Origin of the sequence: Rhizobium bangladeshense (genome assembly GCF_017357245.1) — a bacterium.
Taxonomy (GTDB): Bacteria; Pseudomonadota; Alphaproteobacteria; order Rhizobiales; family Rhizobiaceae; genus Rhizobium; species Rhizobium bangladeshense.
Genome location: NZ_CP071612.1, coordinates 252,723 through 278,575 on the forward strand (window position 1 = coordinate 252,723; position 25,853 = coordinate 278,575).

Consider the following 25,853-nt stretch of genomic DNA (forward strand, 5'->3'; position numbering starts at 1 on the left):
ATATTCTAACCTTTGGGGAGAAAGTGTCATGCAATGGAACGCATCGCCGAATTTTGCGCCTCTTGTCCTCTTTCTTGGCGGTCGGCGAAGGGTCGTCAAGTCGCTCCGAGACGCAGCCGAAGTTCTGATTATTGATTGGCCGTTCGATGATGGAGAGGAATATGTCGCGGCAGTGAAGGCTTGCGACGATGCCATCGCGGGAGAGGGCGGAATGGAGGAATTGAGGGAATTACTTCTTCTCGCCGCCAGGGAAGCCGGCATTACGGCTTTGTCGGTCATATCCGATAGCGGGAAGACGACACCTCACATGGCGGCGTGAAAGGCCTTCAACCTGCACTGCTCCTGTAACCGGTATCCGGACAAGCACGTCGTCAATGGCCCCTGACAACAGAGCCAAATGCGCAATTTTGCAGAAGTTTGGATATTTGATCTTGGCAGCGATCAAAAGGAAATGGTGCCCAGAAGAGGACTCGAACCTCCACGCCTCGCGGCACAGGTACCTGAAACCTGCGCGTCTACCAATTCCGCCATCTGGGCGACGGAGAGCGATGTAAGGGGGTGGCTCGTGACTGTCAACTGGGTTTTTGAAGTTTTCCTGACAGTTGGCGAAAAAGCTGCGTATCACATGGGGAGAGCGCCGCAGAGTGAGCATAGCGCTTTGTTCCCCGCGCCCTATATAGAGGGAATATCGAAAGGAATGCCTCATGTCTGTTGCCCGCACGCTTCTGCTCGCCGGCCTTTTCGCCGTTCTCGCGCCTGCCATGGCCAGCGCCGATTCGCCGAAGCGGGGCGTCGGGCCGCTCAACACGGGATCGACGCTCTGCGATTTTCGCGGCTGCTTCGGTTTCGGGCCGCAGCAATGGCATCGCCCGGCCTATGTCCAGCCGAATTACCGTCCGCGAGGTGCGGGGCCGACCTATTATCTGCCGGGCGCGGCGGGACGGCCGCAACTGACCTATGACCCGCCGCCGGTGCAGCGCGTGCAGCCGGCGGCGCGCGATATGAACAAGCATATCGCCTGGTGCACCAATGAATACCGTTCCTATAATCCGCGGACGGATCACTTCCTCACTTATGAAGGCGTCTACAGGGTTTGCCGATCGCCCTATCGCTGACGGGCTTGGTCAGCTTTCGTGCGAGACGCGGTCGACATGGCCGAGATCCCGGCCGGGCTCGATGATGTCGCGGACGCGCTGCTTGAGTTCTTTCGGCCCGGGAAAGCCGCCGTCGCGCTTACGCTCCCAGATGAGATCTCCATTGACGCGGATTTCGAAGTTGCCGCCGGTGCCGGGGATCAGCGCAACTTCGCCGAGACTGTCGGAAAAAGTGCTCAGCAGCTCCTGCGCCATCCAGGCGGCGCGCAGCAGCCAGTTGCATTGGGTGCAGTAGAGAATCGAGACGCGGGCTTTTTCGGTCATGGCGTTTCCTTTCGTTTGGAGCGATTTAAGCTCTTGCAGCGTGCGGACGCAATCGCGCATGCGCAAGCATCTTGCGCGCCGTTCTACAGCATGGTCTCTTCCTGCCACCACCGGGGAGAACCTATGCGAGTCGCAGTCGTCGAAAATATGCGCAACACCGGTCTCGGCGCGCTTGCCATCGCGCTCGACGAGGCGGGTGCTACAGTCGAGTGGTTCCGGGTCTGGCGGGATGGCATTCTGCCTCGGGATATATCCGGCCATGACGCGCTGGTCGTTCTCGGAGGCGAGCAGAGCGCGCTGGATGACGAGACGCATCCCTACCTGCCGGAGCTCGCCCAGCTCGCGCGCCGCTTCGGCGATGCCGGCAAGGCGGTGCTCGGCATTTGCCTCGGCAGCCAGATTCTTGCCCGCGCCTATGGTGCCGACAATCATCTCGGGACCGCCCGCGAATTCGGCTGGCACAGGATCGGCGTCACCGATGAAGGCCAGGCCGATCCACTACTCTCGGCGCTTGGCGGCGAATTCACCATCTTCGAATGGCATGCCGACACCTTTTCCCTGCCTGCAGGCGCTGTTCGCCTGGCGACGAGCCCTGTCGCCGAAAACCAGGCCTTCCGCATCGGCCGCGCCGTCTACGGCACCCAGTTTCATTTCGAGGCCGATAGAACGGTGGTCGAGCAATGGAAGGCGGAATTCCCTGACACGATAAAACGCATCGCGCCGGGCTGGCTGGAAAGCTATGCCGAGCTGGCTGCGCGGCATGCTGGTGCAGCCGATGCCGCCGGCCTTGCCATCGCCCGCGCCTGGGTCGGACAGATCGAACGGCAAGGGGTCGAGATGCTGTCGCAGGTCCCGGCTTGACGGGGGATGCAATGACGGCAAGCGAACGCGAGAAGATGGCGGCGGGTGAGTGGTATTGCTGCCTTGACGGCGAGCTCGATCTCCTGCGCCGGCAGGCGCGGCTCGCCGTCCACGCCCATAATACGCTGCCGCCGGACGAGCGCGGCGCAGTAGCACCTGCCCTCAAGGTGCTTTTTGCGCAGGCTGCCTCCGATATCTTCATCGAAGCGCCGTTTCACTGCTCCTACGGCATCAACATCACGCTCGGCGAGCGCGTCTATTTCAATGCCGGCTGCACCATCCTCGATTCCGGCAGCGTGACGATTGGCGACCGCACCATGTTCGGTCCCGGCGTGCAGATCTATTGCGCCGAGCATCACAAGGACCTGGCGCTTCGCAGCGCGGGAATCGAGATCGCACGGCCTGTTGCCATTGGCAGCGATGTGTGGATCGGCGGCGGCGCTATCATCCTCGGTGGGGTGACGATCGGCGATGGCGCGATCGTCGGCGCGGGCGCCGTCGTCACGAAGAATGTGCCGGCGGGCGCTACGGTGGTCGGCAATCCGGCAAGGCCGATAAACCCCGCCTGAGATTCGCGCTTGTCTTGGCTTCTCGACATTGCCGCGGGCTCTGCTAGATGAGAGAGGCGAAGGGGAGTGATGCCATGCCAGTAGAGAATTTACCGATGGAAGGCGGCTGCCGTTGCGGCCAAGTGCGGTTGAAGATCAGCGCGCCGCCGCTGCTCACCATGGCTTGCCATTGCACGGGCTGCCAGAAGATGACTGCCAGCGCCTATTCACTAAGCGCCGCCATTCCCAGCGAAGGCTTCGAGGTAACCAAGGGCGAGCCTGTTATTGGCGGCCTGCACGGCGCCAGCAAGCATTATTTCTGCCCGCACTGCATGAGCTGGATGTTCACCCGGCCGGAAGGCATGGACTGGTTCGTCAATCTGCGCGTCACCATGCTCGACGACCCCAGCTGGTTCACGCCCTTCATCGAGACATGGACGAGCGAGAAGCTGTCTTTCGCCGAGACCGGAGCGGTCTACAGCTACCCGGCGTTGCCTGAGATGGATGCCTATGAGGGGCTGGTGAAGGAGTATATGGGCAGAGGGTGAGGCTTAGAAGCCTTGGAAGAGAAAGTCCGATTTCCTCGTCTTATGCGCAAGTCATATGCGCATAAGACGTCATTGAGAAGCGTTATTCGTCGCCCATCTTCAGCGCTGCAATGAAGGCTTCCTGCGGGATCTCCACCTTGCCGAACTGGCGCATGCGCTTCTTGCCTTCCTTCTGCTTGTCGAGCAGCTTGCGCTTGCGGGTGGCGTCGCCGCCGTAGCACTTGGCCGTCACGTCCTTGCGCAGCGCCGAGATGGTTTCGCGGGCAATCACGTTGCCGCCGATCGCCGCCTGAATCGGGATTTTGAACATGTGCTTCGGAATCAGCTCCTTCAGCCGCTCGCACATGTCGCGGCCGCGCTTTTCAGCTGCGGTGCGGTGCACGAGCATCGACAGCGCATCGACCGGCTCGCCGTTGACCAAAATCGACATCTTCACGAGGTTGCCTTCGCGGTAGCCTTCGAGGTGATAGTCGAAGGATGCATAACCCTTCGAGATCGATTTCAGACGGTCGTAGAAGTCGAAGACGACTTCGTTGAGCGGCAGTTCATAGGTTATCATCGCGCGGGTGCCGACATAGGTCAGCTCGGTCTGGATGCCGCGGCGGTCCTGGCAGAGCTTCAGAATCCCGCCGAGATAGTCGTCCGGCGTCAGGATCGTCGCCTTGATCCAGGGCTCGCGGATTTCGGCAATCTTGACGACATCGGGCATGTCGGCCGGGTTGTGCAGCTCGCGCTCGCTGCCGTCAGTCATCGTCAGCTGATAGACGACGGAAGGTGCCGTTGCGATGAGGTCGAGGTCGAACTCGCGCTCCAGGCGCTCCTGGATGATTTCAAGATGCAAGAGGCCGAGGAAGCCGCAGCGGAAGCCGAAACCAAGAGCGGCAGACGATTCCATCTCGAAGGAGAAGGACGCGTCGTTGAGGCGAAGCTTGCCCATCGCGGCGCGCAGATCCTCAAAATCGGCGGCATCGACCGGAAAAAGGCCGCAGAAGACGACGGGTTGCGCCGGCTTGAAGCCCGGCAAGGCCTCGGCGGTCGGGCGCTTGTCCTCGGTGATCGTGTCGCCGACGCGGGTATCGGCCACTTCCTTGATCGAGGCGGTGATGAAGCCGATCTCGCCGGGGCCGAGGCTGTCGACATGGACCATCTTCGGCGTCAGCACGCCGACGCGTTCGACCTGGTATTTTGCACCGGTGCCCATCATGCGGATCGTCTGGCCCTTGGTCAGCACGCCGTCGATGATGCGCACGAGAACCATGACGCCGAGATAGGTGTCGTACCAGCTGTCGACGAGCAGCGCCTTCAGCGGCGCCTTCTCGCCGCCCGGGCTCTTCGGCGCCGGCAGCTTGTGGACGATCGCCTCGAGCACGTCGGGAATACCGAGGCCGGTCTTGGCCGAAATCAGCACGGCCTCCGAAGCGTCGATGCCGATCACTTCCTCGATCTGTTCCTTGATTCGGTCGGGTTCGGCGGCCGGCAGGTCGATCTTGTTGAGGACAGTGACGAGTTCGTGGTTGTTGTCGATCGCCTGGTAGACATTGGCGAGCGTCTGCGCTTCCACCCCCTGCGAAGCGTCGACGACCAGCAGTGAGCCCTCGCAGGCCGACAGCGACCGCGAGACTTCATAGGCGAAGTCGACGTGGCCGGGCGTGTCGATCAGGTTGAGAACATATTTCTCGCCATTGTTCGCCTGGTAGTGCAGGCGCACGGTCTGGGCCTTGATGGTGATGCCGCGTTCGCGCTCGATCTCCATATTGTCGAGCACCTGCTCGGACATTTCGCGCTCGGCAAGTCCGCCCGTCGTCTGGATCAGGCGGTCGGCCAGCGTCGATTTGCCGTGGTCGATATGGGCCACGATCGAAAAGTTGCGGATATGGGACAACGGAGTGGTCGAAATGGTGCTCATGCGCGCCATATAGCAGCGCCGCCCCGTGCCGCAAAGCGGTAATTATCCCGGAATTTACGCTATTTTGCCGCTCTGCCCAAGGTGCGTCAGACCGGCCACGTTTCCAGCCGCCAGGCCGAATCCCAGAACATCCATTCATATTGCGAGGCGCGCACGAAAACGTCCATCATCTCGGCGCGCTCCGTCTCCGATGCGGCGCGGGCGGCGATATCGGTCAGCGCGATCACCTCGCGGGCGCCGGCGGCAAACTGCGGATCGCCATAGGTGTTGATCCAGGCCTGAAAAACATTGCCTTCGATCGCCGGCCTGCCTTTGATGCCTTCGCCGACATGCATGTAGATCCAGAAGCACGGCAGGATGGCCGAAAGCGCAATGGCATAGGAGCTGTGATAAGCGGTCGCCAGGAGGAAATTCGTATAGGCGAAGCAGGAAGGCGAGGGCTCGGCGGCCGTCACATCCGCGCTCGAAATGCCGAACTGCGAGAGGAAGCCGGCATGCAGACCCTGTTCTACGGTAATGGCCTTCTGCGCCGAACCGAGGAAACGCAGGAACTGAGCGTTGTCTGGCGCCTTTGCCGCGACGATGGCCAGGCACCGGGCGTAATGTTTCAGATAGATCGCGTCCTGCAGGATATAGTGGCGGAAAATCTCTGGCGGCAGCGTGCCGTCCGAAAGCCGTTCCAGCAACGGCAGCCGCTCGATCTCGGCCATGATCGGCTTGATACGGCTCCAGGCGGCGGCAGTGAAGCTTCCTGTCGTATCCGTATGCTGCATGCTGCCGTCCATGGTGTCCTCCCCCTCTCGAGCGTCGCTGTCATATATCGGCGGCGGCGCATCGAAGGCAAGCCGGGATCCGCGATCGGCTCGGGGGTTGATTCTATCATCGGATACTGTAGTTCTCTTATAGTGGAATCATGGGTCGACAATGGAAGAAAACCTCGAACAGGCAATCGGCATCCGCATTCGCAAGCTGCGGCAGGAAAGGGGCCTGACGCTGGATGAACTTGCAGAGGCGTCGGGCGTCAGTCGCGCCATGATCTCGCGCATCGAGCGGGCGGAGGCGAGCCCCACTGCGTCATTGCTGGCAAGGATCTGCGCCGCGCTGGGCCGGTCGCTATCAGCTTTCTTCGCCGAGGATGGGCACCAGGTTTCCCCGCTCGCGCGCCGTCAGGAGCAGCAGGTCTGGCGCGATCCGGAAACCGGTTACCTCAGGCGCGCGGTCTCGGCGCCCGGCACCGCCTCAGCAGTAGATATCGTCGAAGTCGAATTTCCTCCGGGCGCTCGCGTCAGCTTTCCCCCGCACGCCGCATCTCATGGCATGACGCAGCATGTTTGGCTGTTCGATGGCGAGATGGAGATGACGACGGGAGAGGCGGTCTACCGGCTGCGCCCCGGCGATTGCCTCTTCATGCCCGTCGGCGAAGGCCACGTTTTCCACAATCCCGGCAGCGCGCCGGCGCGCTATTGCGTCGTGCTCGATCGCGGCAGCCGATAACGACATTCATTTTGGGAGAAAATCGTGCGTGACATTCGTATCCTTTCGGCCGAGGAAGCTCGCGCCGCCATTTCTGATCTTTCGGACGTGCTCGCAGATTGTGTCGCGGGCGGCGCCTCCGTCGGCTTCATGCATCCCTACGGGCCCGAAGATGCCGAGTCCTATTGGTCAGACGTTGCTGATGCGGTCGCCGGCGGGGGCAGCCTGTTGCTGGTCGCCGAACTCGATGGCCGGATCGTCGCCACTGTGCAGGTAGGAGCCGCGCAGATGCCGAACCAGCCGCATCGCGGCGATCTGAAGAAGCTCTTGGTGCATCGCTCCGCCCGCGGCAAGGGCCTTGCGCGTCTGTTGATGGAAGCTGCTGAACGCGAGGCGGCCGCTCGCGGCAAAACCCTGCTGGTGCTCGACACGGCAACCGGCAGCGATGCCGAGGCGATCTATCCCCGCCTGGGCTGGCAGCGCGTCGGCGTCATTCCCGATTATGCGCTGTGGCCGCAAGGCGGATTCTGCGACACCACCCTATTTTACAAGCGGCTCGCTTGATTGCGCCAGATCGGATCGAACCAGCTGGCCGAATGCCGGCAACGCACCCGCAAGTGTGGCGCCCGCCGTCCACTGCGCCGCGTGCCAACCGAACTGCCGCGCCGCCTCGATATTTTCCGCCATGTCGTCGATGAAGGCGATCTCACCGGGCAGCACGGCGGCGCGCTCGGTTGCAAGCCTGAAGAAGTCTGGCGAAGGTTTCCTGTGCCCGAGATCTGCGGAATAGAGGATATCGTCGAAATGTGCACCAAGGCCGGCCTGTTCCATCAGGTAACGCGCCCGCCTATGCTCCTGGTTGGTTGCCAGAAAGAGCGTGATACCGCTATGCCGAAGCGCGACCAGCTCTTCCAGGAGATTGCGGTCGACGCGGGAATCGTTTTCAAACCAGTAATCGATCAGCGTCGCAGCGCTGAGGTGAGGCGCGATTTTTGCCAGCACTTGGGCGAGCCTCGGTTCCAGCGCCTCGCGGCCGACGATGATTTCGCCCCAGTGGGTCTGGAAGAATTCCCGCTGCAGCAGCTCGAGACTGAGTCCCAGATCGCGCTCCAGAAATGTGAAGAGAGGGAGGCCGTCGGCTGGACGCCCATGAATGAGCACGCCATCGACATCGACCATCAACACTTTCATGCGGCAGAATCCTCGCTCCGGAACCGGCGAAGGTGACTTCGTTTGCTTGGGCAATCAAGAGCGCTGCGCCGCTTTTTTGTTGGCCCCGCTCCATGTAAGTGTCGATCTCGGCAATCGGTTTTCGTTCAAGGACAGGATCTGAAATGCGCGTCATCTATTCCGAAGACCACAAGCTGCGCGACGCCAGAACAGAGCTTCATGCCGGCCAGCTGGTGACGCCCTTCGAGGCGCCGTTCCGTGCTGAATGGATCCTGGCGGCGGTCAGGGAGGCGGGCTTTGCCGATGTCGTGGCGCCGGATCCTCACGGACTGGAAACGGCCGAAAAAGTGCATGATCCCGCCTATCTCGATTTTCTCGCGACCGTCTGGGACCGCTGGGTGGCGGCCGGCTTCGAGGGTGAGGCGATCGCCAATTCCTTCCCGGTCCGCCGCACCAGCCAGCGCGTGCCAGATAATATCGTCGGCGCAATCGGCCATTACGCCAATGCCGCCGACACCTCCATCACCAAAGGCTCTTACGAAGCGGCGATAGCCTCCATGCGTTGCGCCATCACAGGTGCAGATTGGCTGAATGCCGGCAACCGTTTCGCCTTTGCGCTTTGCCGTCCGCCCGGCCATCATGCCGGCATCGATCTCTTTGGCGGCTATTGTTTCATCAACAATGCTGGCGTCGCCGCCCAGCGGCTCATTGATCACGGCGCAAAGAAGGTCGCCGTGCTCGATGTCGATTTCCATCACGGCAACGGCACGCAGGATCTCTTCTATCACAGAGGCGATGTTTTCACCGCGTCGCTGCATGGCGATCCCATGTTTGCCTTTCCCTATTTCCTCGGCCATGCCGACGAACAGGGCGAAGGGCAGGGCACCGGTACCAACCGCAACTATCCGATGCCGCCCCACACACCCTGGCCGGTCTGGTCTTCTGCCCTTGCCGATGCGCTCGCCCGCATCAAGGCTTTCGGCGCCGAGGCGATTGTCGTGGCCCTCGGCGTCGATACCTTCGAGCGCGACCCGATCTCCTTCTTCCAGCTGAAATCCGAGGATTTCATTCGCATGGGAGAGATGATCTCTTCTGCCGGGCTGCCCGTCGTCACCTGCATGGAGGGCGGTTACGGCGTGCCGGAAATAGGCCTCAACGTCGCAAATGTACTCACAGGTCTCGAAGCCTGATCGCCTGATATGACCGACGACACTGTTCCACCCGATATACCGACAGCACGCATGCTGAGTTGGGCGCGCAACTCCGCCATCTATCGGCTGGAGCGGCGGATGATGACGGAAAAGCAGCTGTTTGACGCAATCTCCCGCAAGGCGAAAGAGAAGTTCGAGCTTATCAGCGCGGCGCAACTCAAGGCCCTTGCCGATTTTGCCGTCAAATTCGCCTACGACAACAAGGCGCTCGACGATGGCGCATATGCGGAGATCAACACGCGCTCCGCCGTGCGCGGCGGCAAATCGAAACGCGCCATCGCCCAGAAACTTGCGGCCAAGGGCGTCTCCAGCGACAAGGTCGAGGCCGCGCTCGCAGAAGCGGATGACCTCTATGCCGCGACGATCTTTGCCCGCAAACGCGCCTTCGGTCCTTTCCGTCGCGTCGAACTCGACGACAAGCGAAAGGCAAAGGAACTCTCCGCCTTCGCCCGCAATGGCTTCAGCTTCGAGATCGGCAGGAAGGTCTTCGAGATGAGCTTCGATGACGCCGAAGAGGTGATCCTTGCCGGCCGCCTCTGAAATGCATCAGGGCTATTGCTGGCTGGATCAGTAGATTGAATTTGTCGAGTACAGGCGGCCTTCGTAGGAATAGGGCGCAATCGGAGACTGAGATGCAAGACGAGATGAACGACGACGCCGGCGTACTGGCATTGGAAACGCCTGCCACGTCCTCCGGCCTGGCGGCTGGCGGGCTGATGTGCCTCCTCTCTATGTCTTCGATCCAGTTCGGTGCAGCTCTTTCTTCTCAGGCCATCGCGAGCTACGGACCGGCTGGAGCAAGCTGGCTGCGCCTCGCTTTGGCGGCCATCATTCTCGCCGTTGTCGTGCGGCCGCGCGTCGTCAGCTACGACAGGGCGCAATGGACAAGCGCACTGGTTCTCGGCGCGACGACAGCGCTGATGACCATGAGCTTCTTCGCGGCGATCGAGCGCATTCCGCTCGGCCTTGCCGTGGCGATCGATTTTCTCGGCCCGCTCTCCGTTGCGACCATCGGCTATGGCCTCAGCCGACGTCTCCTTTGGCCGCTCATTGCTGCGCTTGGTGTTCTCGCGCTTGCTCATGACGGTAAAGGCTGGGTCGGCGATATCGAGGGTGTTTTCTTTGCACTTGGCGCGGGAACTGGCTGGGCGATCTATATTGTCCTGACAAAAGAGATCGGTGGGAGCTTCAAGGGGTTGGAAGGGCTTTCCGTATCGCTGCTGGCCGCCGCTCTTGTCGCGACGCCCTTCGGCTTTGCCGGCGCCGCACCGAACCTCGATGCTTACGGCCTGGTTGAAATGATTGGCCTTGCCATTCTTGTGCCGCTGCTGCCCTACACGCTGGAGCTGGTTGCCCTGAGGCGCATGCCGACAGCCTCCTTCGGCATTCTCATGAGCCTCGAGCCGGCCATCGCGGCACTCGCAGGTTTCATCGTTCTCGCACAGCCGATGACACTGCTGCAGATGGCCGGAACTGCCCTGGTGGTCGCGGCAAGCGCCGGCGCGACCTTTTCCGCAAGGCAGTGATCAGCCCGCTCTTTTCGCGGGATCGTCGAGAGCGGGATTGTAGAACAGCGACAGCGTCAGGCTCTTGGCGATCCGTTCTGCGGTCGTCATGAACCAGTCCTTGGCTTCCGGTGAGGGGGCGACATCGTCAAGCGTTGCGGCAAACAGCGTCAGCCACTTCGGAAAGAGGTCTGGCGTCAGGTTCTGAACGCCCGTATGCGCCTGCACCGGCTTGCCGCCATAGGCGCCGCTGCGAAACGCAACGGCCGACCAGAAGCTCTTCATCTTCACCATATGCTCCGGCCATCGGCCGGAGAGCCTGGCATCGAATACGGGGCCGAGATCGGGATGCGTCAGCACGCGTCCGTAGAAAGTCTCGACCAGCCTGCCGATGAAGGCCTCGTCGACGCCCATCGCTCGCATTTCGGCCTCCGCCCTTTCGCGGATGGCCGCGATATTTGCGGGGCGGCCCTGAATGTCATTGTTCATCATAAATCCCGGCGCCGCCTGATGCGGCAGCCCTCATATAGGTCTTTACGGCTGCGAACCAAAGCCGCTCGTGCCGCTTGCGGCAATCTGTCAGCGGTCCGCCCGGCCACTTGACCACCATCGCCTCCTTCTTTAGATTTAGAATAATTCTAAGTTATAGGGGATGTTTTATGCTGGCGCGGTTTTTCAGGTCGCCGAAACGGTCTTTTGACTCTCTCTCCGAGCAGGAGATTCTTGCCCTTGCGATTGCCTCCGAGGAAGACGATGCCCGCATTTATCTCGCCTATGCCGACAGACTGCGCCCTGAATTTCCGGCCTCTGCCAAGGTCTTTGAAGATATGGCGGAGGTCGAGGACACGCACCGCAAATCGCTGATCGAAATCCATCGCCAGCGTTTCGGCGAGCGCATCCCACTGATCCGGCGCGAGCATGTGCAGGGTTTTTACGAGCGCAAGCCGGACTGGCTGAGAGCCAATTTGTCGCTCGATGCGATGCGGCAGGAGACCGAGGCGATGGAGGACCAAGCCTATCGGTTTTATGTCGCGGCGGCTAAGCGCACCGCCGACGCCTCGACGCGTGAGCTCCTCGGCGACCTCGCGCTCGCCGAACAGGGGCATGAGGATATTGCCCGCATGTTGGGCGACAAGCATACGCCTGAGGATGTCAGGCGCAATGAGGACGAGACGGCGCACCGGCAATTCGTGCTGACCTATGTGCAGCCCGGCCTTGCCGGGCTGATGGACGGCTCGGTCTCGACGCTGGCGCCGATTTTCGCCGCCGCCTTCGCCACGCAGGATACCTGGCAGACCTTCCTCGTCGGTCTTTCCGCCTCCGTCGGCGCCGGCATCTCGATGGGCTTCACCGAAGCCGCCCATGACGACGGCAAGATTTCCGGCAGGGGCTCGCCGGTCAAGCGCGGCCTTGCCTGCGGCATCATGACCGCGCTCGGCGGCCTCGGCCATGCGCTGCCTTATCTGATCCCGCATTTCTGGACGGCAACGATCACCGCTGCGATCATTGTCTTCTTTGAACTCTGGGCAATTGCTTTCATCCAGAACCGCTACATGGAAACCCCTTTCCTACGCGCCGCCTTCCAGGTGGTGCTCGGCGGCAGCCTGGTGCTCGCCGCCGGTATTCTGATCGGGAATGGGTGAGCTGCGGTCGGGCGCAGCCCGAGCAATCGATCCAGTGAATCGATTGCAGCAGCGAACGCCCGGAGCCATGCGCAGGGCCGGGCACCGGTAAGCCTTATTGTCGACATCGAAGACGGTCGGGCGCAGCCCGAGCAATCGACCCAGTGAATCGATTGCAGCGACGAACGCCCGGAGCCATGCGCAGGGCCGGGCACCGGTAGCCTTATTGTCGACATCGAAGACGGTCGGGCGCAGCCCGAGCAATCGATCCAGTGAATCGATTGCAGCAGCGAACGCCCGGAGCCATGCGCAGGGCCGGGAGACGGTGGCATACTAGGCATCAAGCGGGCCTTGCCCTTCGCTAGCGAGCAAGCGAAGGGCAGCTAGCGATAGCCCGCTCCCGCATCGGAAAGAGAGAACCATCACCCAAAAGCAAAAGGCCGGCTTCCGCCGGCCTTTTCCCCCGCATCCCCTTTTTAGAATTCCTTAGCGAAGAGCGCCGACCAGAAGGTCGCGGCCGTTCTCGATGGTGACCCAGCGGCCGGCATTGTAGCTCGACTGGCGCTTGACGAATGTATAGGGCGTCGCAAACCAGGGCTTCACGTCGGCAGCAAGATTATCGAGCACGAAGTCGCCCTCGGCGGTGCGCAGCGTCAAGACGGCATGACCTTCACCGTCAGGTTTCCGCACGACGGTCATCAGCAGGTCGGCGGCCGGAAAGCCGCGCTGAATCAGGATGCGGCGCTTCAGCAGCGCGAAATCCTCGCAATCGCCGGCGGTGGTCGGGTAGGCCCAGACCTCGTCCTTGCCGTAGATTTCCTTGTCGGTCATCGGCTTAATCGTGCCGTTAAGCGTGGCGTTGACCGAACGGACGAGCGACCACTTGGCAGGCGTCATCTCGACCGGGCCTGCATTGCGGTTTGCGCCGCATTCACTGCTGTGGATCTGACAGAAATCGTAATGGCCGATCGGTTGTGAGGTGGCGTTGCCTGTTACCATGGAAGCATTTCTGCTTGGAGCTGGGATGGCGGCAGTCGCCATCGCAAACACGGCCATCATGGCCACAAAGATACCTTTGAATCGCACGCCCGCTCTTTCCTCGATCGCCCCTAATTATTAACAAACTGTTAATGGAGAGGGCCGAGAAGAGTCAATCGTTACTTCTTGGGAGCGCTTTGCGACGCGACAACATGGTTAAAATGCAACGGGTTGGCGGCTTGCGTTGGGGGAATTTCTCGGTAGGTGCTGTTCAAATGGGCATCTGCATATTTGTTGATGAACGAATGATGCCTTTGACGGCGCTGAGGAGAAGGGCGATGTCGCCGGGGCGGGAAAGGCGGTGGTCGCCGTCGCGGACGAAGGTCAGCACCACGTCATCGGCGGGAAGGTGCTCCAGAAGCTTCATCGCGTGCGCATGCGGCACGTCTGGATCTTTCATGCCCTGAAGGATATGCACGGGGCATCCCGTCTCGATCATCCCGTCAAGCACCCGGTTTTTGCGCCCGTCCTCGATCAGTGCCCGCGTATAGATGTTCGGTTCCGGACTGTATTGCGAGCGCTCTTCGAAATAGCCGCGCTCTGCCAGCGACTTGCGCTCCTTGGCCGTCAGATTCGGCTCGATCAGCTCGGAGGTGAAATCGGGCGCTGGCGCAATCAGCACCATGCCGGCGAGCTTTGGACCGCCCTGTCGGGCGAGTTCCTGCGCCAGCCGGAGCGCGATCCAGCCTCCCATCGACGAGCCGACAAGAATGATCCGGTCGGGCCCGAGGTGGCGGATGACGGCAAGGGCTTCCTCCAGCCAGCGCGAGATTGTGCCGTCGCGGAAGCTCCCACCGGAAAGCCCGTGGCCTGAATAGTCGAGGCGGATGCAGGCGACACCAAGTTCGCGCGCCAGCCCGTCGAGCTCCAGGGCCTTGGTACCGCTCATGTCGGAACGGTAGCCGGATAGCCAAACGAGCGACGGGGCGGTATTGCCGGTTTGGGCGGGGCGAACGAGCATGGCGATTTCACGCGCCGCTTCGCCGTCGCCGACCGTCATGAATTGCGGCTGGGCATCGGGCATCGGATCGGACATCGGTGAAACTCCTTTTGTTTTGGCCTATAAAACAGATTCTTGGCAGGCTGACAGCAGGTGATTTTTCCGCTAAAGGGTGATATTGACTCCGTTGCAGCGATAACGAGATAGGTTTGTGCCCCCTGATCGGGAGCGCGCGGCTGCAACGTTCCGAAACAACGCGAGGAGAATACGACCATTCGCAGACCTTTTAAGACCGATGCGCCCGTGAAGGACGGACCGCGCTCGAACCGTGAAATCCGCATTCCCCGAGTTCAGCTGATCGCGGCTGACGGACAGAATATGGGCGTCGTGCCCACCGACCAGGCCTTGAGAATGGCGGAAGACGCCGGCCTCGATCTCGTCGAAATTTCCCCAAATGCCGAACCGCCGGTATGCAAGATCCTCGATCTGGGCAAGCTGAAATATGCCAACCAGAAGAAGGCTGCCGAGGCGCGCAAGAAGCAGAAGATCGTCGAAGTCAAAGAAATCAAGATGCGCCCGAACATCGACACCCATGATTATGAGGTGAAGATGAAGGCGATGGGCCGTTTCTTCGACGAGGGTGACAAGGTCAAGGTGACGCTGAAGTTCCGTGGCCGTGAGATGGCTCACCAGGAACTCGGCATGAAGCTGCTGCAGCAGGTGAAGGCCGATACGACCGAAATCGCCAAGGTCGAGGCCGAGCCGAAGCTCGAAGGCCGCCAGATGATGATGGTGCTGGCGCCGAAGTAAGCGCCAGTCACTTTTCGCCCAAGGCCGTCCGTAAGGGCGGCTTTTGTGCTTTCGGCTACCCTGCTTCTCGTCTTTTGTTTTATGCATGTCGTTATCCCGGAACGCGCACACGTCCGGGAGACATGCATTGCAGCGCCGCGCGTCTTGTCAGACGCGCAAAGGATGCCGTAACACTTCGAACCTGCGCATCGTGCTTTCCGGAACTCGATTCCGATTTTCGGGACGATGCGCTCGCCGAAGATTCCTCCGCGGCCCCGTTGCACTTTCATGACGCTGCGGTTATAAGCGCGCGTCCGAACTGACCGGCAGGGCATGCCGTGGCAGTTTCGAATGCTTGCGGAACGGTTCGTCGCCGATGCCGCAGATCAACAACAAACGCTCCCGCACCTTGTTGCGACGGCCGGAGAACCGGACTTCGCGAGGAGGGCTTTTGATGAAGCGCGCAGGGAGGACAGAAGGAGTAGCAAAATGCCCAAGATGAAGACGAAGTCCGCTGCCAAGAAGCGGTTCAAGATCACCGCATCCGGCAAGGTCAAGGCGGCTGCCGCTGGCAAGCGCCATGGCATGATCAAGCGCACGAACAAGTTCATTCGCGATGCGCGCGGCACGATGGTTCTCGCAGAACCCGATGGCCGCAAGGTCGTGAAGAACTATCTGCCGAACGGTCTCTGAGACTATTCCGGTAACGCGTTAGATTAAGGAGATCATGAAATGGCACGTGTAAAGAGAGGCGTCGCTGCCCACGCCAAGCACAAGAAGGTTCTGAAGCAGGCGAAGGGCTTCTATGGCCGCCGCAAGAACACCATCCGTACCGCCAAGGCTGCCGTCGATCGCGCCAAGCAGTACGCCTACCGCGACCGCAAGGTCAACAAGCGCAACTTCCGCGCCCTCTGGATCCAGCGTATCAACGCTGCCGTCCGCGAATTCGGCCTGACCTATGGCCGCTTCATCGACGGCCTGAACAAGGCTGGCATCGAGGTCGACCGTAAGGTTCTCTCCGACATGGCAATCCACGAGCCGGAAGCATTCGGCGCGCTGGTTGCTGCCGCCAAGAAGGCCCTTGAGTACCTCAAGGAAACCGGCACGGCGAACGAGTTTGAAGGCGCGGTTCGGTAACCAGCGCTTCCCAAGCTTGACGCTTTTTTGAATTTTGGGAAACCCGCGCTGGTTTGGGCTAGCGCGGGTTTTTCTTTCTCTTTACTCCTTGCGCCGGCCGCCGGCCTACTTTTCGAACGCCGCCTGATCTGGACGGAAAGAAGACAATGTCAGATATCGACCAGCTTAAATCCTCCTTGCTTGCCGAAATTTCCGCCGCTGGCGATGAGCCGGCGCTCGAAGCCGTGCGCGTGTCCGCTCTCGGCAAGAAGGGCTCGGTCTCCGAACTGCTGAAGACGCTCGGCGCCATGACGCCTGAGGAACGCCAGACCCGGGGCGCGGCGATCAACGCCTTGAAAAACGACGTGACTGACGCCATTACCGAGCGCAAATCGGTGCTGAAGATGGCGGCGGTCAATGCGCGGCTGAAGGCCGAGACGGTCGATGTCAGCCTGCCTGTGCGCTCTTCGCCCGCCGAACGCGGCCGCATCCACCCGATCAGCCAGATCGTCGACGAGATCACCGCGATCTTCGCCGACATGGGCTTCTCGATCGCCGAAGGTCCCGATATCGAAACCGATTACTACAATTTCACCGCGCTGAACTTCCCCGAAGGCCATCCGGCCCGCGAGATGCACGATACCTTCTTCTTCAATCCGGATGAGAACGGTGAGCGCAAGGTGCTGCGCACCCATACCTCGCCGGTGCAGGTGCGCACCATGGAAGCACAGCAGCCTCCGATCCGCATCATCATTCCCGGCAAGACCTACCGCCAGGACTCTGACGCGACGCATTCGCCGATGTTCCATCAGGTCGAAGGTCTGGTCATCGACAAGAAGGCCAATGTCGCCAACATACGCTGGGTGCTGGAAGAATTCTGCAAGACCTTCTTCGAGGTCGATAGCGTGACGATGCGTTTTCGCCCGTCCTTCTTCCCCTTCACCGAGCCGTCTTTCGAGGTCGATATCCAGTGCGACCGCTCCGGCCCGATCGTCAAGTTCGGCGAGGGCACGGACTGGATGGAGATCCTCGGCTGCGGCATGGTCCACCCGAACGTGCTGCGCTATGGCGGGCTTGATCCGGACGAATATCAGGGTTTTGCCTGGGGCATGGGTCTCGATCGTATCGCCATGCTGAAATACGGCATGCCCGACCTGCGCGACTTCTTCAATGCCGACGTCCGCTGGATGACGCATTACGGCTTCCGCCCGCTCGACATGCCGACGCTGTTCGGCGGTCTGAGCGCTTGAACGGAGAATTGGGACGATGAAATTCACGCTCTCCTGGCTGAAAGAGCATCTCGAAACGGATGCCACGCTCGATGAAATCTGCGCCCGTCTCACCGAGATCGGCTTGGAAGTCGAGGATGTCGACGACAAGGCGGCGTTCAAGCCCTTCGTCATCGCCAAAGTCCTCTCGGCGGAAAAACATCCGCAGGCCGATCGCCTGAAGGTGCTGATGGTCGACACCGGATCCGGCGCGCCGGTGCAGGTCGTCTGCGGCGCTCCGAATGCGCGCGCCGGCCTCGTCGGTGCTTTCGCGGCTCCCGGAACCTACGTTCCCGGCATCGAGGTGACGCTTGCCGTCGGCAATATCCGCGGCGTCGAAAGCCGCGGCATGATGTGCTCCGAAAAGGAGTTGCAGATCTCTGAAAATCATGACGGCATCATCGATCTGCCGGAGGATGCGCCCGTCGGCCAGAGTTACGCGGCTTACGCCCGTCTCGACGACCCGGTCATCGAGATCAACCTGACGCCGAACCGGCCGGACTGTACTTCGGTCCACGGCATCGCCCGCGATCTCGCCGCCTCCGGTCTCGGCACGTTGAAGACGCGGTCCGCGCCGTCCTTCGCAATGAACGGCGAAACGCCGGTGAAGCTGACGCTCGATCTCGATGATCCCAGACTCTGCCCCGGCTTCGCGCTGCGCCTCGTGCGCGGCGTCAAGAACGGCCCGAGCCCGCGCTGGATGCAGCAGCGGCTCACAGCCATCGGCCTGCGCCCGATCAATGCGCTGGTCGATATCACCAATTACATGACTTTCGATCAGGGCCGGCCGATCCATGTCTTCGATGCCGCCAAGATCAAGGGCAATCTCACCGTCCGCCGCGCGAGGGAAGGTGAGACCGTGTTGGCGCTCGACCAGCGCGAATACAAGCTCGGCCCGAACAACGTCGTCATATCAGATGAAGAGGGCATCGAATCGATCGGCGGCATCATGGGCGGCGAACATTCCGGCTGCGACGACAACACCGTCGACGTCCTGATCGAATCCGCTCTGTGGGATCCGATGAACATCGCCAAATCGGGCCGCAGCCTCGGCATCATCACCGATGCCCGCTATCGCTTCGAACGCGGCGTCGATCCGGAATATATGGTTCCCGGTCTCGAGCGCACGACGGAACTGGTGCTGGAACTGTGCGGAGGCACCGCTGCCAGAGCCGAGGTTGTCGGCTATCGCGGCTACGAACCTAAAATTGTCGATTTCCCCTATTCGGAGGTCAAGCGCCTGACCGGCCTTGAAGTCTCGAATGAGGAAAGCAACACGATCCTGACCCGTCTCGGCTTCACTGTCACCGGTTCCGGCGAGCGCGTCTCCGTCGCCGTTCCCTCATGGCGCCCCGATGTCGACGGCAAGGCCGATCTCGTCGAGGAGATCATGCGCATCCACGGCGTCGACAATATCAAGCCGGCGCCGCTCGAAAGCCATGCGGCCGTCAACGGCAGGATCCTGACGACGCTGCAGATTCGCACCCGCGTCGCCAAACGGGCGCTTGCCGCGCGCGGCATGCTGGAAGCCGTCACCTGGTCCTTCATTCCGGAAGGTCAGGCGAAGCTCTTCGGCGGTGGCTCGCCAGGGCTAAGGCTTGCCAATCCCATTGCTGCCGAAATGTCGGACATGCGCCCGTCGCTGCTGCCGGGTCTGCTGACCGCCGCTCAGCGCAATGCGGACAAGGGTTATGCCGACGTCGCCATCTTCGAGGTCTCCGGCACCTATGAAAACGACAGGCCGGAAGGCCAGCGCCGCGTCGCCGGCGGCATCCGCCGCGGCACGGCATCGCTCGCCGGCGCCGGCCGCATGTGGTTGAACGTCGCCAAGGGTGGCGGAAAGCCTGTCGACGTCTTCGACGCCAAGGCCGATGCGCTTGCCGTAATTGAAGCCTGCGGCCTGCCGATGGGCAATATCCAGATCGAGCAGGGCGGCCCCGAATGGTATCATCCCGGCCGCTCCGGCACGATCAAGATGGGGCCGAAGATCGTGCTCGGCTATTTCGGTGAATTCCATCCGCTGACGCTGGAAACGCTGGATGTCTCCGGCGCTCTCTGCGGCTTCGAAGTCTATCTCGATGCCATGGCCGAGCCGAAGAAGAAGGCGACCCGCACCAAGCCGGCGCTCGATCTTTCGCCTTTCCAGGCGGTCAAGCGCGACTTCGCCTTCGTCGTCGACAGGACGTTGGAAGCAGGCGCGATCGTCAAGGCTGCGACCGGCGCCGACCGCAAGCTTATCACCGGTGTCAATGTCTTCGACATCTTCGAGGGCGCTTCGGTAGGCGAGGGCAAGAAGTCGGTGGCGATCGAGGTTCAGATCCAGCCTGTCGATCGCACGCTGACGGACGAGGATTTCGAGGCGCTGACGCAGAAGGTCGTGGCGAGCGTCACGAAATTCACCGGCGGCGTCCTCAGAAGCTGATCCGGACAATAACCGGCCGCTCCCCTTCGCGTGTCTGAAAGGACGCGCGAGGCGGCCGGTCATTCATCGCGTGTCCGCCTTTCACGTATGAAGATGGTAGAGCTTGCTGACGATCGTCCAGCGGCCTTCGATCTTCAGCAGCGAGAGATAATCGGTAAAGCGCATTCCGGCGAAGTCGTCGGTGACCTTCACGCTCGCCGCGTCGCCCTCGACATCGACGCTCTGAATATCCATGAAGGGCTGGGTGCCAGGCGGGGCGGGCTCCTCCGCCAGGATCGCGGCGATGAATTCATCCCGTGTCAGCCATTCGACGGCGTTTTGGTAATAACCGATGATCGAGCTTTTCGGGTGGAAGGCCTTCTTCAAGGCTGCCGCATTGGCGAAGGCCATGCCTTCGACATAGAGATGAACCGTCTGTTCGACTGCTTGCCTGTCCGACATGTTTTCATCCCGTTCTCCGAGATGCTGTTAGATAGTTTAGCGGGCTGCGAAGGCAAGCCCGGCCGCTTCCCAACCGTGGCTTCTCTCGATTTACAGATGTGCGGGTTCATGCGGAACAACTGGAGGCGTGCGGGTGCTGGAGGATTGGTGCGCGCCTTATCCGGGGCCGCCATTTGTCTATCATGCGAGCCGGCGGCAGATGCGACCGGCGCTGCGCGCCTTCATCGATTTCTTCAGACATGTCGAGGATAAGGGCGGCCGATAAAAGGGCACGGCCGCCCGGTTCGTCGTTCCGTCAGGCAGCTTTCGCCTTCTGGTTTGCCGCCGTCGTGGCGAGCTGGGAAAGCTTCTTGTCGGTGGCCGTCTCCTCCTGCAGCGTCTGGTCGAGCAGGGCGACGACATCCTTCAGGCCGAGCGTTGCTGCCCAGGTCTTCAGCGTGCCATACCGGGCGATTTCATAGTGCTCGACTGCCTGCGCAGCGGAGATCAGCCCGGCATCCAGTGCTGGTGTGCCCTTGAATTCCTCCATGATCTCTTCGCCCTCGGCAATGATGCCCTGGATTGCCTCGCAGGTCTTGCCTTGCGCGCGCTTGCCGAACTTTTCGAAAACCTGCTGCAGGCGCTCGACCTGCGCTTCGGTTTCCTCGCGGTGCTTTTCGAAGCCCGCCTTCAGTTCGGAGGACTGGGCGGCGCGCGCCATCTTCGGCAGAGCGCGCAATATCTGCCGCTCGGCGAAATAGATGTCCTTGAGCGTGTCGTAAAAGAGATCTTCCAACGTCTTTTCCTTGGCCATTTTCTCCATCCTTTTTTTGGGAAAGGCCGCGAACGCGGCGACACACTAAGAAGCGAAGATCGCGCTAATTGTTCCCGATCGATTTCGGGTGGACTGCAAAACCGCTCCGGGCAATCATCCCGCCGCTGACGTGGAGGAAGAAAACGCATGCGAAAGCCGGGTTCGATGAAAGGTCTGGAGGATCTCGGCCGCGTGCGGCTGTCGCAAAACTTCTTCTTCCGCGATTTCCTGCATTCGGAAATCGCCGATTTCTACCGCATTCCCAATATTCCCGAGGATCCCGAACTGGCGATCGAAGCCGGGAAAAGACTTTGCGAGGAATTGCTGGAGCCGCTGGAAGCGACGTTCGGACGCCTGCACATTCGCTCCGGCTACCGCTCGCCCGAGGTTAACCGGTTCGGCAACGAGAACAAGCTGAACTGTTCCACCAATGCCGCCACCGCTGCGCATCACATCTGGGATATCAGAGATTTCGACGGGTGCATGGGCGCCGCCGCCTGCATTGCCGTGCCGTGGATGATCGACCGTTACCGCGATGAAAGCGACTGGCAGCGGCTCGCCTGGTGGATCCACGACCATCTGCCCTACGCATCGCTCTGCTTCTTTCCGAAGCTCTGGGCCTTCAATATCCAGTGGCACGAACGGCCGAGGCGGGTGATCCAGAGCTATGTCAGACCGCGCGGCATTCTGACAAAGCCAGGTATGGCGAACTGGGCGGGTGACCACGCTGCTTTCTACAAGGGATTTCCGGCGCTCAGAAACTGATGCGATAGCGGATGTGGCCGTCGCTTTCGACATAGCTGTCGTAGAGCGCGCGGGCCGTCTTGTTCTTCTCGCTCGTATGCCAATAGAGCCGCGACCATCCCTTCGCCCTGCAGAGCGCGACGAGATCGTCCATAAGCGCCCGGCCGACGCCCCTGCCGCGCGCATCGGGATCGACGAAGAGGTCTTCCAGATAGCAGTCCCTGCCGCGGATCCAGGTGCCCTCATGCGTCAGGAAAAGTGCAAAGCCCACCATCCTGCCGTCGATCTCGGCGACGCGCATGCCGATCGCCGAGCCTGGATCGAAAATCCGGCGCCACGTCTGGTCGGTGATATCGGCATCGACAGTTACGTCATAAAAGGTGAGGTAGGCTGCCCAGAGTTCGCGCCAGCGGGCTTGGTCCTCGGGGCGGGCATCACGTATCGTTGCGGTCATGGCTGTCTTCTTTCCGCGCCGGCTTCGTCGAGCAGCGCCATTGCCTCAGTGGAAAGGGAGAGTGTCGCCGACTTCACAAGGCTTTCAAGCTGCGACAGGCTGGTCGCGCTGGCAATCGGCGCCGTCACTCCCTTCTTACGCAACAGCCAGGCAAGCGAGATTTTCGCGGGCTTGGCGCCCGTTTCGGCGGCCACCCGGTCGAGCGCGGCGAAAATGCGCAGGCCCTTCGCGTCGAGATATTGCGAAACGCGGCCTTCGCGCGCCCGTCCTTGCGTATCTGCCTTGCTGCGGTATTTGCCGGTGAGAAAGCCGGCGGCGAGGCTGAAATAGGTGATGACGCCGATATCCTGATGGACGCAGAGATCGGCAAGCGGCCCCTCGAAGCTGGCGCGCTGGTAAAGATTATATTCCGGCTGCAGCACGTCATATCGCGGCAGGCCGGCTTTCTCGGCAGCGTCGAAGGACGTCTGGAGCATGTCCGCATCGTAGTTCGAGCAGCCGATGGCGCGGATCTTGCCCTGCTGCTTCAGCTTTGCATAGGCGCCGAGCGTCTCCTCGTGCGGCGTATCGGCATCCGGCCAATGCGAGAGATAGAGATCGATATAGTCCGTCTGCAGCCGGCGCAGCGACGCCTCCACCGCCGTCAGAATATAGCTCTCCTTCAGCGTCTTTCCCTGGCCCATGTCCGAGCCGACCTTGGTAACGATGACGGCCCTGTCGCGGGAGATCCGCGCCTGTTTCAGCCAGCGTCCGATGATCTCCTCGGAATCGCCGCCCTTGTTGCCGGGAACCCATGTGGAATAGACGTCCGCCGTATCGATCGTATTGAGCCCGGCATCGAAAATGGCGTCGAGATTGGCAAAGGAAGTTTTCTCGTCGGCCGTCCAGCTGAAGACATTGCCGCCGATCACGATCGGTGCGACCGAAATACCTGTTTTTCCAAGCCGGCGCATTTCCATAAGGCTCTCCACGATGGATAAAATATCAAAGGCTGTATTGAACGGCGGACATGGCAGAACGCCGCTAAGCTAGCGCGATCCAGGCACAAGGCAAACCCGGCTTCGGCAATTTGATATCGCGCCATTGCGCCGCGGCGGAGGCCTGAATATGGTTCGCGAATATCCATTTTGGGAGGCTCGCACATGCTGCGTTTCGGTATCATTTCAACGGCGAAGATCGGTCGCGACAATGTCGTGCCCGCCATCCAGGACGCTGAAAATTGCGTCGTCACCGCGGTTGCCAGCCGCGATCTGGCGCGTGCAAGGGAGATGGCCGATCGCTTCTCGGTACCGCATGCCTTCGGCTCTTATGAGGAAATGCTGGCGTCCGACGTCATCGACGCCGTCTATATCCCGCTGCCGACCTCGCAGCATATCGAATGGTCGATCAAGGCAGCCGACGCCGGCAAGCATGTGCTCTGCGAAAAGCCCCTGGCGCTGAAGGCCGATGATATTGACGCCGTGATCGCTGCCCGAGACCGCAATCGCGTGGTGGTCACCGAAGCCTACATGGTCACCTATGCCCCGGTCTGGCAGAAGGTGCGTTCACTGATCGGCGAGGGTGCCATCGGTTCGCTGCGCCATGTGCAGGGCGCTTTCACCTATTTCAACCGCGACCCCGCCAACATGCGCAACGTTCCCGAACTCGGCGGCGGCGGTCTTCCCGACATCGGCGTCTATCCCGTCATGAGCACGCGTTTTTCCACCGGCAAGGAGCCGCTCCGGATCCAGGCGACCACCGAGCGCGATCCGCATTTCGGCACGGACATCTATTCGAGCGTCAAGGCCGATTTCGGGGATTTCGAGCTGAGCTTCTATGTCTCGACGCAGATGGCCAATCGCCAGCTCATGGTCTTCCACGGCACCGAAGGTTACATCGAGGTCAAGTCCCCCTTCAACGCCAATCGCTGGGGGCCGGAAGAGATCGAACTGGCCGATCGCAGCCACAATGAATCGCGCATCTTCCGCTATCAGGACAGCCGCCAATACAGACGCGAGGTCGAGGCCTTCGCTCGCGCGGTAAAGAACGGAAAGGAAGAGATCGTCACGCTCGAAAACTCGAAGCTGAACCAGAAGGTGATAGATGCGATCTACCGCGCCAGCGAGAAGGACGGCTGGGAGGCAGTCTGATTATTCCGCTCATTCCGGGCGGAAGACGAAGCGCGAATAGCCGAGGAAGCTGAAGACCATGGAGGCGACGCTGGCGATCACCATGGCCGCCAGCGGCTGGAGCGTCGGCAGCGAAAGCAGCAGCGCAGAGTAAAGCCCGTAATTGAGAAGCGCCGCCGTCACCCCGATAGAGCCGTAACGGAAGCCCTCGGCGGCAAGCGAACGGCCGGAGCGATCGAAGGTGAAGCTGCGGTTGAAAGCCCAGGTGGCCGCCATTGCCGCCGCGATCGCGAAGAACCGCGCCAGAAACGGCCCGAGCGGCGTCAGATGGAGCAGCGCCGCCAGCATGCCGGCATCGACAAGGAAGCCGATGCCCCCGGCGATCGCGAAGCGGACGAGCTTTCTCATGCCGCATCCGCCTTTCCGGGACGTTTACGCGATGCCGATTTTGCGTCAGTGAGCAGCGCCTTGGCGGCGCTCGGGGTCTCCAGGCTCATATAATGGATGCGAAGCTGCTCGGCTCGGGCCCTGGCCACGGAATCAAGGATGACGCCGGCGGTAAAAAGCATGAAGGAGATCATCATCAGCGCCATCGACAGAACCCAGGTCGGCATGCGGCTGACGAGGCCCGTGTCGAAATATTCCGCCAGCACCGGCGCCATGAAGCCGAGGCTTGTCAGCATGAAGCCGGCGCTGATCGCGCTGAAGAAGGCGAAGGGCCGGGTCTCCTTCATCAGCATCGCGAACATCCAGAGGATTTTGCCGCCGTCACGGAACGTCGAAAGCTTGGAGTGGGAGCCTTCCGGGCGGCGGCCGTAATCGAGTTCCAGTTCGCTGACGGGAAGCTTCAGCCGGGAGGCATGCACCGACATTTCGGTTTCGATCTCGAAGCCGCCTGATACCGCCGGGAAGCTCTTGACGAAGCGGCGCGAGAAAGCGCGGTAGCCGGAAAAGATATCGGTGAAGTCGGGGCCGAAGATCGTGCGGTAGAGCAGGTTGAAAAGCCGGTTGCCAAGCGCATGGCCCTGACGGCCGGCATCGGCATGCACGCCTCGCCGGGTGCCCACGACCATGTCGGCGCGTTCGGTGAGAAGCGTCCGCACCAGCTCCTCGGCATCGCCGGGCGCATAGGTTCCGTCGCCATCCGCGATGATGTAGATGTCCGCCTCGATGTCGGCGAACATGCGGCGCACGACGTGGCCCTTGCCTTGCCGCCGCTCGCGCACGACATGCGCGCCGGCCAGCATGGCCTGCAGAGCGGTCCCGTCGGTGGAATTATTGTCGTAGACGTGGATCGCGGCACCCGGGAGTGTCGCCCGGAAGCCCTGCACCACCGGGCCGATCGTCGCAGCTTCATTATAGCAGGGAAGCAGGACGGCAATGTCCGGGTGGTCGGTACGCGTTCGGGCCATGACTCTACTCGTTACACTAAAGAAGCCGTCACCCAGACTAAAACACGCAGCGTTAATAAGACCCTA

Annotated in this window: 30 protein-coding genes, 1 tRNA gene and 3 pseudogenes; 20 read left to right on the top strand and 14 right to left on the bottom strand. The window is 61.2% G+C overall.

From position 1 onward, the window contains the following. The first annotated feature begins 28 nt into the window (after positions 1 to 28). Positions 29 to 319 (top strand): DUF982 domain-containing protein, encoded by a 291-nt coding sequence (locus J2J98_RS01205; RefSeq protein ID WP_064707650.1) that lies wholly within the window; start codon positions 29 to 31, stop codon positions 317 to 319. A 133-nt stretch (positions 320 to 452) separates the two neighbouring features. On the opposite strand, the gene J2J98_RS01210 is transcribed toward J2J98_RS01205, so the two are convergent. Then, positions 453 to 537, bottom strand: a tRNA-Leu gene (locus J2J98_RS01210). 167 nt (positions 538 to 704) lie between these two features. Between J2J98_RS01210 and J2J98_RS01215 the strand changes: the two genes are divergently transcribed. Then, entirely contained in the window at positions 705 to 1,115 is a 411-nt protein-coding gene (locus tag J2J98_RS01215) for a BA14K family protein (protein ID WP_207602134.1), read from the top strand. A 9-nt stretch (positions 1,116 to 1,124) separates the two neighbouring features. On the opposite strand, the gene J2J98_RS01220 is transcribed toward J2J98_RS01215, so the two are convergent. After that, positions 1,125 to 1,418 carry an Rdx family protein gene (locus tag J2J98_RS01220; protein WP_011423629.1) on the bottom strand — a complete coding sequence of 98 codons (294 nt, stop codon included), beginning with the start codon at positions 1,416 to 1,418 and terminating at the stop codon, positions 1,125 to 1,127. A 123-nt stretch (positions 1,419 to 1,541) separates the two neighbouring features. Here J2J98_RS01220 and J2J98_RS01225 point away from each other — a divergent pair, with 123 nt between their 5' ends. From J2J98_RS01225 to J2J98_RS01235, 4 genes and pseudogenes are all read left to right on the top strand, one after another. Beyond that, a complete protein-coding gene (locus J2J98_RS01225) occupies positions 1,542 to 2,279 on the top strand; it encodes a type 1 glutamine amidotransferase (protein ID WP_207602135.1) in 738 nt (245 codons plus the stop codon). Positions 2,280 to 2,314: 35 nt separating this feature from the next. Next, a pseudogene (locus tag J2J98_RS30815) lies at positions 2,315 to 2,398 on the top strand (maltose acetyltransferase domain-containing protein); the annotation flags it as partial. Between the two features lie 282 nt (positions 2,399 to 2,680). Next, a pseudogene (locus J2J98_RS30820) lies at positions 2,681 to 2,830 on the top strand (DapH/DapD/GlmU-related protein); the annotation flags it as partial. A 92-nt stretch (positions 2,831 to 2,922) separates the two neighbouring features. After that, entirely contained in the window at positions 2,923 to 3,375 is a 453-nt protein-coding gene (locus J2J98_RS01235) for a GFA family protein (protein WP_138394374.1), read from the top strand. A gap of 82 nt (positions 3,376 to 3,457) precedes the next feature. Here J2J98_RS01235 and lepA read toward each other — a convergent pair whose 3' ends face one another. Both lepA and tenA read right to left on the bottom strand, forming a co-directional pair. Continuing rightward, entirely contained in the window at positions 3,458 to 5,290 is a 1,833-nt protein-coding gene (gene lepA, locus J2J98_RS01240) for a translation elongation factor 4 (RefSeq protein ID WP_207602136.1), read from the bottom strand. Positions 5,291 to 5,367: 77 nt separating this feature from the next. After that, positions 5,368 to 6,066 carry a thiaminase II gene (gene tenA, locus J2J98_RS01245; protein WP_207602137.1) on the bottom strand — a complete coding sequence of 233 codons (699 nt, stop codon included), beginning with the start codon at positions 6,064 to 6,066 and terminating at the stop codon, positions 5,368 to 5,370. Positions 6,067 to 6,205: 139 nt separating this feature from the next. On the opposite strand from tenA, the gene J2J98_RS01250 reads away from it, so the two are divergent. Both J2J98_RS01250 and J2J98_RS01255 read left to right on the top strand, forming a co-directional pair. Continuing rightward, positions 6,206 to 6,775 (top strand): helix-turn-helix domain-containing protein, encoded by a 570-nt coding sequence (locus J2J98_RS01250; RefSeq protein ID WP_207602138.1) that lies wholly within the window; start codon positions 6,206 to 6,208, stop codon positions 6,773 to 6,775. Between the two features lie 24 nt (positions 6,776 to 6,799). Continuing rightward, the gene (locus J2J98_RS01255; protein ID WP_207602139.1) at positions 6,800 to 7,318 is read left to right on the top strand and encodes a GNAT family N-acetyltransferase; all 519 of its coding nucleotides are present in this window, start codon (positions 6,800 to 6,802) and stop codon (positions 7,316 to 7,318) included. Here J2J98_RS01255 and J2J98_RS01260 read toward each other — a convergent pair. Then, complete coding sequence (locus tag J2J98_RS01260) at positions 7,295 to 7,945, bottom strand: HAD family hydrolase (protein ID WP_138394370.1); 651 nt, start codon at positions 7,943 to 7,945, stop codon at positions 7,295 to 7,297. The genes J2J98_RS01255 and J2J98_RS01260 overlap by 24 nt on opposite strands. A gap of 143 nt (positions 7,946 to 8,088) precedes the next feature. Here J2J98_RS01260 and J2J98_RS01265 point away from each other — a divergent pair, with 143 nt between their 5' ends. From J2J98_RS01265 to J2J98_RS01275, 3 genes are all read left to right on the top strand, one after another. Beyond that, a complete protein-coding gene (locus J2J98_RS01265; protein WP_207602140.1) occupies positions 8,089 to 9,114 on the top strand; it encodes a histone deacetylase family protein in 1,026 nt (341 codons plus the stop codon). Positions 9,115 to 9,123: 9 nt separating this feature from the next. Then, the gene (gene recX, locus J2J98_RS01270; RefSeq protein ID WP_207602141.1) at positions 9,124 to 9,675 is read left to right on the top strand and encodes a recombination regulator RecX; all 552 of its coding nucleotides are present in this window, start codon (positions 9,124 to 9,126) and stop codon (positions 9,673 to 9,675) included. Between the two features lie 92 nt (positions 9,676 to 9,767). Beyond that, a complete protein-coding gene (locus J2J98_RS01275; RefSeq protein ID WP_207602142.1) occupies positions 9,768 to 10,661 on the top strand; it encodes an EamA family transporter in 894 nt (297 codons plus the stop codon). On the opposite strand, the gene J2J98_RS01280 is transcribed toward J2J98_RS01275, so the two are convergent. Further along, positions 10,662 to 11,129, bottom strand: a complete 468-nt coding sequence (locus J2J98_RS01280) for a group III truncated hemoglobin (protein WP_207603062.1) — start codon at positions 11,127 to 11,129, stop codon at positions 10,662 to 10,664. It abuts the gene before it with no gap. A 170-nt stretch (positions 11,130 to 11,299) separates the two neighbouring features. Here J2J98_RS01280 and mbfA point away from each other — a divergent pair, with 170 nt between their 5' ends. Then, on the top strand, positions 11,300 to 12,283 hold the full coding sequence (gene mbfA, locus J2J98_RS01285) for an iron exporter MbfA (RefSeq protein ID WP_064707663.1): 984 nt from the start codon (positions 11,300 to 11,302) through the stop codon (positions 12,281 to 12,283). 465 nt (positions 12,284 to 12,748) lie between these two features. Here the strand turns inward: mbfA and J2J98_RS01290 are convergent, their stop codons facing one another. Together J2J98_RS01290 and J2J98_RS01295 are read right to left on the bottom strand one after the other, a co-directional pair. Further along, positions 12,749 to 13,348 carry a transglutaminase-like cysteine peptidase gene (locus tag J2J98_RS01290; protein ID WP_064707664.1) on the bottom strand — a complete coding sequence of 200 codons (600 nt, stop codon included), beginning with the start codon at positions 13,346 to 13,348 and terminating at the stop codon, positions 12,749 to 12,751. A 163-nt stretch (positions 13,349 to 13,511) separates the two neighbouring features. After that, positions 13,512 to 14,336: an alpha/beta hydrolase gene (locus tag J2J98_RS01295; protein WP_207602143.1), complete on the bottom strand. Its 825-nt coding sequence runs from the start codon at positions 14,334 to 14,336 to the stop codon at positions 13,512 to 13,514. Positions 14,337 to 14,513: 177 nt separating this feature from the next. Between J2J98_RS01295 and infC the strand changes: the two genes are divergently transcribed. The 5 genes from infC to pheT all read left to right on the top strand — a co-directional run bounded on the left by infC (position 14,514) and on the right by pheT (position 19,835). After that, the gene (gene infC, locus J2J98_RS01300) at positions 14,514 to 15,050 is read left to right on the top strand and encodes a translation initiation factor IF-3 (RefSeq protein ID WP_082928060.1); all 537 of its coding nucleotides are present in this window, start codon (positions 14,514 to 14,516) and stop codon (positions 15,048 to 15,050) included. A 468-nt stretch (positions 15,051 to 15,518) separates the two neighbouring features. Continuing rightward, positions 15,519 to 15,722 (top strand): 50S ribosomal protein L35, encoded by a 204-nt coding sequence (gene rpmI, locus J2J98_RS01305; protein WP_011423646.1) that lies wholly within the window; start codon positions 15,519 to 15,521, stop codon positions 15,720 to 15,722. A gap of 39 nt (positions 15,723 to 15,761) precedes the next feature. Continuing rightward, entirely contained in the window at positions 15,762 to 16,166 is a 405-nt protein-coding gene (rplT, locus tag J2J98_RS01310; RefSeq protein WP_064693455.1) for a 50S ribosomal protein L20, read from the top strand. Between the two features lie 146 nt (positions 16,167 to 16,312). Next, positions 16,313 to 17,395, top strand: a complete 1,083-nt coding sequence (pheS, locus tag J2J98_RS01315; RefSeq protein WP_064707667.1) for a phenylalanine--tRNA ligase subunit alpha — start codon at positions 16,313 to 16,315, stop codon at positions 17,393 to 17,395. 16 nt (positions 17,396 to 17,411) lie between these two features. Further along, the gene (gene pheT, locus J2J98_RS01320; protein ID WP_207602144.1) at positions 17,412 to 19,835 is read left to right on the top strand and encodes a phenylalanine--tRNA ligase subunit beta; all 2,424 of its coding nucleotides are present in this window, start codon (positions 17,412 to 17,414) and stop codon (positions 19,833 to 19,835) included. Between the two features lie 81 nt (positions 19,836 to 19,916). Here pheT and J2J98_RS01325 read toward each other — a convergent pair whose 3' ends face one another. Then, positions 19,917 to 20,276 (bottom strand): nuclear transport factor 2 family protein, encoded by a 360-nt coding sequence (locus J2J98_RS01325; RefSeq protein WP_064707669.1) that lies wholly within the window; start codon positions 20,274 to 20,276, stop codon positions 19,917 to 19,919. A 95-nt stretch (positions 20,277 to 20,371) separates the two neighbouring features. Here J2J98_RS01325 and J2J98_RS30215 point away from each other — a divergent pair. Then, positions 20,372 to 20,541, top strand: a pseudogene (locus tag J2J98_RS30215) (LysR family transcriptional regulator); the annotation flags it as partial. A gap of 30 nt (positions 20,542 to 20,571) precedes the next feature. Here the strand turns inward: J2J98_RS30215 and J2J98_RS01330 are convergent. Continuing rightward, complete coding sequence (locus tag J2J98_RS01330) at positions 20,572 to 21,069, bottom strand: YciE/YciF ferroxidase family protein (RefSeq protein ID WP_138394361.1); 498 nt, start codon at positions 21,067 to 21,069, stop codon at positions 20,572 to 20,574. A 147-nt stretch (positions 21,070 to 21,216) separates the two neighbouring features. Between J2J98_RS01330 and J2J98_RS01335 the strand changes: the two genes are divergently transcribed. Then, on the top strand, positions 21,217 to 21,834 hold the full coding sequence (locus J2J98_RS01335) for a hypothetical protein (protein ID WP_207602145.1): 618 nt from the start codon (positions 21,217 to 21,219) through the stop codon (positions 21,832 to 21,834). Here J2J98_RS01335 and J2J98_RS01340 read toward each other — a convergent pair. Both J2J98_RS01340 and J2J98_RS01345 read right to left on the bottom strand, forming a co-directional pair. After that, on the bottom strand, positions 21,824 to 22,267 hold the full coding sequence (locus tag J2J98_RS01340) for a GNAT family N-acetyltransferase (protein WP_138394359.1): 444 nt from the start codon (positions 22,265 to 22,267) through the stop codon (positions 21,824 to 21,826). The two genes, J2J98_RS01335 and J2J98_RS01340, sit on opposite strands and share 11 nt — an antisense overlap. Further along, complete coding sequence (locus J2J98_RS01345) at positions 22,264 to 23,226, bottom strand: aldo/keto reductase (RefSeq protein ID WP_207602146.1); 963 nt, start codon at positions 23,224 to 23,226, stop codon at positions 22,264 to 22,266. The genes J2J98_RS01340 and J2J98_RS01345 overlap by 4 nt, the downstream gene beginning before the upstream one ends. A gap of 183 nt (positions 23,227 to 23,409) precedes the next feature. Between J2J98_RS01345 and J2J98_RS01350 the strand changes: the two genes are divergently transcribed. Continuing rightward, on the top strand, positions 23,410 to 24,396 hold the full coding sequence (locus J2J98_RS01350) for a Gfo/Idh/MocA family protein (protein ID WP_207602147.1): 987 nt from the start codon (positions 23,410 to 23,412) through the stop codon (positions 24,394 to 24,396). A gap of 9 nt (positions 24,397 to 24,405) precedes the next feature. Here J2J98_RS01350 and J2J98_RS01355 read toward each other — a convergent pair whose 3' ends face one another. After that, on the bottom strand, positions 24,406 to 24,783 hold the full coding sequence (locus tag J2J98_RS01355) for a GtrA family protein (RefSeq protein ID WP_207602148.1): 378 nt from the start codon (positions 24,781 to 24,783) through the stop codon (positions 24,406 to 24,408). Next, entirely contained in the window at positions 24,780 to 25,787 is a 1,008-nt protein-coding gene (locus J2J98_RS01360) for a glycosyltransferase (protein WP_207602149.1), read from the bottom strand. Before J2J98_RS01360 ends, J2J98_RS01355 begins: the two co-directional genes overlap by 4 nt. Positions 25,788 to 25,853 lie beyond the last annotated feature (66 nt).